Below are 7,217 nucleotides of genomic sequence, written 5' to 3'. Positions count from 1 at the left end.
TTCCCCCCCCCGGGCTCGCCGTCGGCGGGGGGCCCGGGGGCGCACCGGCCCCCGCCCCTCTCGTCATGCCGCCGCCGTCTCCTTCGCGGCGGTCTCGGCGGCCGGTGCGCTCACCCGCTCGGTACGGGGCGCCTGGCCGGCCCGCAGGCCGTACCGGGCGATGACCGCGACCAGCGCGAACGCGGCGGCGCCGATCCAGAAGGTGAGGGTGAAGCCGGACTCGGCCGGCAGGGCCGGGACGCCGGCGGGCAGGTGCTCGATCGTCTGCGAGGCCAGGATCGTGGTGACCACGGCGCTGCCGACCGCGCTGCCGGTGGAGCGGGAGATCGAGTTGATGCCGTTGGCGATGCCGCTCTGGTGGTGCGGGACGCTCGCCATGATGACGGCGGGCATGGCCGCGTAGCCGAAGCTGACGGCCGCGCCGACGATCACGCCGGCACCGATCACCGAGGCGGTGTGGCCGTGGTCGAGGGCGAGCCAGCCGAAGCCGACGGCGCCGAGGCCGGCGGCCAGGGTGAGTGCCGTGCGCGGGCCGCGGTGGCGGACGAGCCGGCCGCCGATCGGCGAGGCGAGCAGGGAGACGATCGCACCGGGCAGCAGGAACTCGACGGAGGCCCGCAGGACCGAGGCGCCGAAGCCGTAGCCGGTGAGGGCCTCGGGCATCTGGACGAGGTACGAGACGCCCAGGAAGTTCGCGAACATGCCGAAGCCGACGAGGATGCCGGCCAGGTTGGCCATGAGGACCGGCCGGTGCACGAACATCCGCATGTCGACGAGCGGCTCGCGGACCTTGAGCTCGGTGAACACCCAGACGACGGTCATGACGGCCGCGGCGGCGAAGCTGCCCAGGGTGCGGCCGGAGGTCCAGCCCCACTCGTGGCCCTGCGAGATCGGCAGCAGGAGCAGCAGCAGGGTGGCGCCGAGGGTGAGCGCGCCGAGGAAGTCGGTGCGGCCGCCGGTCTTGTGGCGGGTCGCGGGGACCAGGAACACGACGGCGAGCAGGGCGATCGCGGCGAAGCCGGTGGCCATCCAGAAGGCGCTGCGGTAGTCGGCGTCGGAGCCGGAGGTGAGCAGGCCCGTGGCGACGAGCGCGAGACCGCTGCCGAAGGCGAGGGTGCCGCTGACCAGGGACATCGCGCCGGGCAGCTTCTGCGGGCGGACCTCCTCGCGCAGCACGGACAGGGCCAGCGGGAAGATCGCGGTGGCGGCGCCCTGGAGGACGCGGCCGAGGATCAGCAGGGGGAGCGAGGTCGCCAGGGCGGCGACGACGGAGCCGGCGACCATGACGCCGAGGACGGCGACGAGGGTGGGCTTCTTGCCGTGCTGGTCGCCGAAGCGGCCGAGCAGCGGGGTGAAGACGGCGGCGGAGAGCAGGGTGGCGGTGGTGACCCAGCTGACGTTGGCGGCCGAGGTGCCCAGGTCGGCGCGGATGAGGCCGAGGATCGGGACCGGCAGGGTCTGCATCATCGACACGACCATGGCGGCGAGGCTCAGCGCGAAGACGACGAGCGTCTCGCGCCGGGGATCGGCGGCGGGCGGGGTGGTCTCGTGACTCATGTGTGGGGACCTTCTCGGTGCTTCACGTCGTAGATGTTTGACGTCATCAAGTAATACGACGACGGTAGGCCCCGATACTTGAGGAGGTCAAGTGAATGCTTGAGGTCCTTAAGTAAACAATTGATAATGTCAAGGATCCTGAGTACGCTCGAACCATGAGCGCGACGACCCCCGAGACGACGCCCACCAAGCTCCAGTTGCTTGAGCTCCTCGCCGCCATCGGCACGGCCCAGTGGCGCGACTTCGCCACGGCCGCGGCCCACCACGGGCTGACGTCCACGCAGGCCAAGGTCCTCGCCCAGCTGAACGGCCCGCTGCCGATGCGCGCCCTCGCCACCCTGCTCGTCTGCGACGCGTCGAACGTCACCGGGATCATCGACCGCCTGGAGGGGCGCGGCCTGGTGCGCCGCGAGCCCGACGCCTCCGACCGTCGCGTGAAGAACGTCGTGGCGACCGACGAGGGCCGCGAGGTGATCCGGCGGGTCCGCGAGGAGATGCAGGCGACCCACGGCGCCCTCGACACGCTCGGCGCGGAGGACAGCGCCACCCTGTACGCCCTGCTCGCGCGGCTGCGCCCGGGCATGGAGAAGGACGCCTGAGGGGAAACCCCGTTCAGGCGCCCGGGCATGGAGAAGGACGCCTGACGGGAAACCCCGATCAGGCGTCCGTACGAGAGGTCCTCAGTCCCGGCGTTCCCCGAAGGCCCGCAGGATCTCCTCCGCCGCCAGCGTCGCCGTCAGCTCGCCGTCCCTGACCCGCCGCTCCAGGGCGGGCGCCACGTTTTGGACCGCCGGGTCGGCGCTCAGCCGCCGCAGCAGCTCGTCGCGGACCATCGTCCACGTCCAGTCGACCTGCTGGTCCTGGCGCTTGGCCGTGAGGCGGCCGGTCGAGTCGAGCAGCGCACGGTGCTGCTTCAGACGGTCCCAGACTTCGTCGAGGCCCGCCGACTCCCGGGCGCTGCAGCTCAGGACCGGCGGCGTCCAGACCGCGTCGGCGCCGTGCATGAGCCGCAGCGCGCCCGCCAGCTCACGCGCGGCGGCGCGGGCGTCGCGCTCGTGCGGGCCGTCCGCCTTGTTGACGGCGACCACGTCGGCCAGCTCCAGTACGCCCTTCTTGATGCCCTGGAGCTGATCGCCGGTACGGGCCAGGGTGAGCAGCAGGAACGAGTCGACCATGTTCGCGACGGCGGTCTCGGACTGGCCGACGCCCACCGTCTCCACGAGCACCACGTCGTACCCCGCGGCCTCCATCACGACCATCGACTCGCGGGTCGCCTTCGCGACCCCGCCGAGCGTGCCGGCGCTGGGGGAGGGGCGGACGAAGGCCGCCGGGTCGACGGCGAGCCGCTCCATCCGGGTCTTGTCGCCGAGGATGGAGCCGCCCGTACGGGTCGACGACGGGTCGACGGCGAGCACCGCCACCCGGTGGCCGAGCCCGGTCAGCATCGTCCCGAACGCGTCGATGAAGGTCGATTTGCCGACCCCGGGCACCCCGCTGATCCCGATCCGCACGGCCTTGCCGCTGTGCGGCAGGAGCTCGGTGAGGAGCTCCTGCGCGAGGGCCCGGTGCTGGGGGCGGGTCGACTCGACGAGGGTGATCGCGCGGGCGATCACCGCCCGCTTCCCGTCGAGCACGCCCTTCACATACGTGTCGAGACCGATCACAGCTCGTGTCCGAGGTCGGCCGCCAGCCGGGTCACCAGGTCGTGGGCCGCGTCGGGGATCACCGTCCCCGGCGGGAACACGGCCGCCGCACCCATCTCCAGGAGCGTCGCCACGTCCTGCGGCGGGATGACGCCGCCGACCACGATCATGATGTCCTCGCGGCCCTCCGCCGCCAGCTCCTCCCGCAGCGCCGGCACGAGGGTCAGGTGACCCGCGGCCAGCGACGAGACCCCGACGATGTGCACGTCCGCCTCGACGGCCTGACGCGCCACCTCGGCAGGGGTCTGGAACAGCGGGCCGACGTCCACGTCGAAGCCCAGGTCGGCGAAGGCCGTGGCGATCACCTTCTGGCCGCGGTCGTGGCCGTCCTGGCCCATCTTGGCGACCAGGATGCGCGGCCGGCGCCCCTCGGCCTCGCCGAAGGCGTCGACCAGGGCCCGGGTGCGCCCCACGGAGGGGGACTCGCCTGTCTCGGTGCGGTACACACCGGAGATCGTACGGATCTGCGCCGAGTGGCGGCCGTACACCTTCTCCAGTGCTTCCGAGATCTCGCCGACGGTCGCCTTCGCGCGGGCCGCGCGGACGGCGAGCTCCAGGAGGTTGCCCTCGCCGCCGGCGGCGCGGGTGAGCGCGTCGAGCGCGTCGCGGCAGGCGGTCTCGTCGCGCTCCTCGCGCAGTCGCCGCAGCTTCTCGATCTGCTGGGCGCGGACGGAGGAGTTGTCGACCTTGAGGACGTCGATCTGCTCGTCGGACGCCACCCGGTACTTGTTGACGCCGATCACCGGCTGCCGGCCGGAGTCGATCCGGGCCTGGGTGCGGGCCGCGGCCTCCTCCACGCGCAGCTTGGGGATGCCCGCGTCGATGGCCTTGGCCATGCCGCCGGCCTGCTCGACCTCCTGGATGTGCTGCCAGGCGCGGCGGGCCAGGTCGTAGGTGAGCTTCTCGACGTACGCGCTGCCGCCCCACGGGTCGATCGTCCGGCAGGTGCCGGACTCCTGCTGGAGGAGCAGCTGCGTGTTGCGGGCGATGCGGGCCGAGAAGTCGGTGGGCAGCGCGAGCGCCTCGTCGAGGGCGTTGGTGTGCAGCGACTGGGTGTGGCCCTGGGTGGCCGCCATCGCCTCCACACAGGTCCGCGTGACGTTGTTGAACACGTCCTGCGCGGTCAGCGACCAGCCGGAGGTCTGCGAGTGGGTCCGCAGGGAGAGCGACTTGGCGTTCTGCGGGTCGAACTGCTTGACCAGCTTGGCCCAGAGCAGCCGGGCCGCGCGCAGCTTGGCGATCTCCATGAAGAAGTTCATGCCGATCGCCCAGAAGAACGACAGGCGCGGCGCGAACGCGTCCACGTCCAGGCCCGCCGCACGCCCGGCGCGGATGTACTCGACACCGTCCGCGAGGGTGTACGCCAGCTCCAGGTCGGCCGTCGCTCCCGCCTCCTGGATGTGGTAGCCGGAGATGGAGATGGAGTTGTAGCGCGGCATCCGCTGCGAGGTGTACGCGAAGATGTCGGAGATGATCCGCATCGAGGGACCGGGCGGGTAGATGTACGTGTTGCGGACCATGAACTCCTTGAGGATGTCGTTCTGGATGGTCCCGGCCAGCTTCTCGGGCGGTACGCCCTGCTCCTCGGCGGCCACGATGTACAGCGCGAGGATCGGAAGGACCGCGCCGTTCATCGTCATCGACACGGACATCTTGTCCAGCGGGATGCCGTCGAACAGCTGCCGCATGTCGTAGATGGAGTCGATGGCCACGCCGGCCATGCCGACGTCACCGGTGACGCGCGGGTGGTCGCTGTCGTAGCCGCGGTGGGTGGGCAGGTCGAAGGCGACCGACAGGCCCTTCTGGCCGGCGGCGAGGTTGCGCCGGTAGAAGGCGTTCGACTCCTCGGCCGTGGAGAAACCGGCGTACTGACGGATCGTCCAGGGCTGGTTGACGTACATCGTCGGGTACGGGCCGCGCAGGTACGGGGCGATGCCCGGGAGGGTGTCCAGGAAGTCCAGGCCCTCCAGGTCCTGCCCGGTGTAGAGCGGCTTGACGCCGATGCCCTCCGGGGTCTCCCACAGCAGGTCGTCACCGCCCGCGGCCTTCTTGACGGCCGCGCGCCATTCGTCGGGCCCGCCGTCGGCGGCCTGTGCCCCGAGCTCGATCCCGGAGAAATCGGGGATGGACATCAGGACACTCCCATGCGGTCGAGGGCGGTGGAGAGCAGGGCGACGGCGTCGCAGCCGGCGAAGACGTACGAGTCGACGCCGGTGTACGACGCGGGGCGCCCGGCCAGGAGGACGTGCTCGGCCCCGGCCGCGCGCAGCTCCCCTGCGGCGGCCTCGGCCCGCTCCTCGTACAGCGCGTCGCTGGAGCAGAGGCAGGCCTCGCGGGCGCCGCTCTCCTCGAAGGTGCCCTCGGTGACGGCCTCGATGCCGCCCGCCTGGAAGAGGTTGGCGGCGAAGGTGAGCCGGGCCGTGTGCGCGGCCGCCGGGCCGAGTGCGGCCAGGTAGACGCGGGGCCGGGCGCCGGTCGCCGCGAGGTGGGCGTCGGAGCGGGCGCGCAGCGCCTCGTACGCCTCGTCGCGCCGGACGCGGGGGAGGCCGCCGGAGAGCGGCTCGGGCGCGGGCGCGCGGTCGACGGGCTTCTCCGCGAGGTGCGGGAACTCGCTGACGCCGGTGATGGGTTCGCGGCGGGTGGCGAGCTTCTTGCTCCGCGCCGCCCAGGTCTCGGCGAGCCGCTCGCCGACCAGGCCGGAGCGCAGCGCGCCCTCCTGGCCGCCGGCCCGCTCGATCGTCCGGAAGAACTCCCAGGCGGCGTGCGCGAGTTCGTCGGTGAGCCGTTCCACGTACCAGGAGCCGCCCGCCGGGTCGATGACCCGGGACAGGTGGGACTCCTCGATGAGGACGGTGGAGGTGTTGCGGGCGATGCGGCGGGCGAAGGCGTCCGGGAGGCCCAGCGCGTCGTCGAAGGGGAGCACGGTGACGCTGTCGGCGCCGCCGACGCCGGCGGCGAGCGTCGCGATGGTGGTGCGCAGCATGTTCACCCACGGGTCGCGGCGGGTCATCATCACCGGCGAGGTCACCGCGTGCTGGCGCTGCGCGCCCGCCTCCGGGGCGCCGCAGGCCTCGGCGACCCGGGCCCACAGGCGGCGCGCGGCGCGCAGCTTCGCGATCGTCAGGAACTGGTCGGCGGTGGCCGCGTAGCGGAACTCCAGCTGCCCGCAGGCCTCGCCGACGCTCAGTCCGGCCTCGGTGAGACCGCGCAGGTAGGCGACGCCGGTCGCGAGGGAGCAGCCGAGCTCCTGCGCGGCCGAGCCGCCGGCCTCGTGGTACGGCAGGGCGTCCACGGTCAGGGCCCGCAGGCCCGGGTACGCGTCGGCGCAGCGGCGCGCGAGGCCGGCGACGGACGCCAGGTCGTAGGCCGGGCGGCCGGTGCGGGCCTCGTGGCCCAGCGGGTCGGCGCCCAGGTTGCCGCGGGCGGCCTCCGGGGCGACGCCCCGCTCCTCGTACAGCTTCAGCAGCCGCTCGGCGGCCGCCGCCGTCTCGTCGCCCGCGTCGAGGACGACGGGCGCGAGGTCGAGGTAGACGCCGGCGAGGGCGCTGTCGAGGGAGGACACCGGGATGCCGCTGCCGCCGACGCCGAGCCACAGGGAGGTGACGCCGTTCTCCAGGTCGGCGAGGACGGCCTCGTTGTCGGCCGTCAGGTGCCGCTGGCGCACGTCCCAGCCGCCCACGGTGTTGCCCTCGGGGCGTCCGCCGCGCACGAAGGGCGCGAAGCCGGGGAGGCCGGAGTCGGGAGCGGAGTCGCGCGCGGTGTAGAGGGGCCGCGTGTCGAGGCCGTCCTCGAGGAGGGTGGACAGGGCGTCCTCGGCGGCGTCGCCGGAGACCTCCTTGCCCGACTTGCGCAGGACACCCGCCACGAGGTGTTGCCACTGCTCATGTGGCGCGTCTGGGAATTCGGACGCCAGGGAGAGCCCGTCGTCAGGCAGGACCGTCATGGCTCGGATGCTAG

5 protein-coding genes are annotated in these 7,217 nt (G+C 72.8%); 1 reads left to right on the top strand and 4 read right to left on the bottom strand.

The annotated features are described in order from the left end of the window. Positions 1-63: 63 nt before the first annotated feature. A complete protein-coding gene (locus tag ACWGN5_RS09210) occupies positions 64-1,557 on the bottom strand; it encodes an MFS transporter (RefSeq protein WP_453512750.1) in 1,494 nt (497 codons plus the stop codon). A gap of 155 nt (positions 1,558-1,712) precedes the next feature. Between ACWGN5_RS09210 and ACWGN5_RS09205 the strand changes: the two genes are divergently transcribed. Beyond that, complete coding sequence (locus ACWGN5_RS09205) at positions 1,713-2,156, top strand: MarR family winged helix-turn-helix transcriptional regulator (protein WP_453512748.1); 444 nt, start codon at positions 1,713-1,715, stop codon at positions 2,154-2,156. A gap of 81 nt (positions 2,157-2,237) precedes the next feature. On the opposite strand, the gene meaB is transcribed toward ACWGN5_RS09205, so the two are convergent. Genes meaB through ACWGN5_RS09190 form a run of 3 tightly spaced genes read right to left on the bottom strand, consistent with a single transcriptional unit; the run spans position 2,238 to position 7,203 of the window. Then, the gene (gene meaB, locus ACWGN5_RS09200) at positions 2,238-3,221 is read right to left on the bottom strand and encodes a methylmalonyl Co-A mutase-associated GTPase MeaB (protein ID WP_453512747.1); all 984 of its coding nucleotides are present in this window, start codon (positions 3,219-3,221) and stop codon (positions 2,238-2,240) included. Then, positions 3,218-5,392 carry a methylmalonyl-CoA mutase gene (gene scpA / locus ACWGN5_RS09195; protein ID WP_453512745.1) on the bottom strand — a complete coding sequence of 725 codons (2,175 nt, stop codon included), beginning with the start codon at positions 5,390-5,392 and terminating at the stop codon, positions 3,218-3,220. The genes meaB and scpA overlap by 4 nt, the downstream gene beginning before the upstream one ends. After that, positions 5,392-7,203: a methylmalonyl-CoA mutase family protein gene (locus tag ACWGN5_RS09190; protein WP_453512744.1), complete on the bottom strand. Its 1,812-nt coding sequence runs from the start codon at positions 7,201-7,203 to the stop codon at positions 5,392-5,394. Before ACWGN5_RS09190 ends, scpA begins: the two co-directional genes overlap by 1 nt. Between the last annotated feature and the right edge of the window lie 14 nt (positions 7,204-7,217).

The sequence above is a fragment of the Streptomyces sp. NPDC055815 genome (assembly GCF_053616475.1).
This window is presented reverse-complemented; position numbering and strand designations above follow the sequence as displayed.

Coding starts and splice junctions, on each gene's coding strand:
- ACWGN5_RS09190 (WP_453512744.1), bottom strand. CDS start 7,203: ATGACGGTCCTGCCTGACGACGGGCTCTCCCTGGCGTCCGAATTCCCA.
- ACWGN5_RS09205 (WP_453512748.1), top strand. CDS start 1,713: ATGAGCGCGACGACCCCCGAGACGACGCCCACCAAGCTCCAGTTGCTT.
- ACWGN5_RS09210 (WP_453512750.1), bottom strand. CDS start 1,557: ATGAGTCACGAGACCACCCCGCCCGCCGCCGATCCCCGGCGCGAGACG.
- scpA (WP_453512745.1), bottom strand. CDS start 5,392: ATGTCCATCCCCGATTTCTCCGGGATCGAGCTCGGGGCACAGGCCGCC.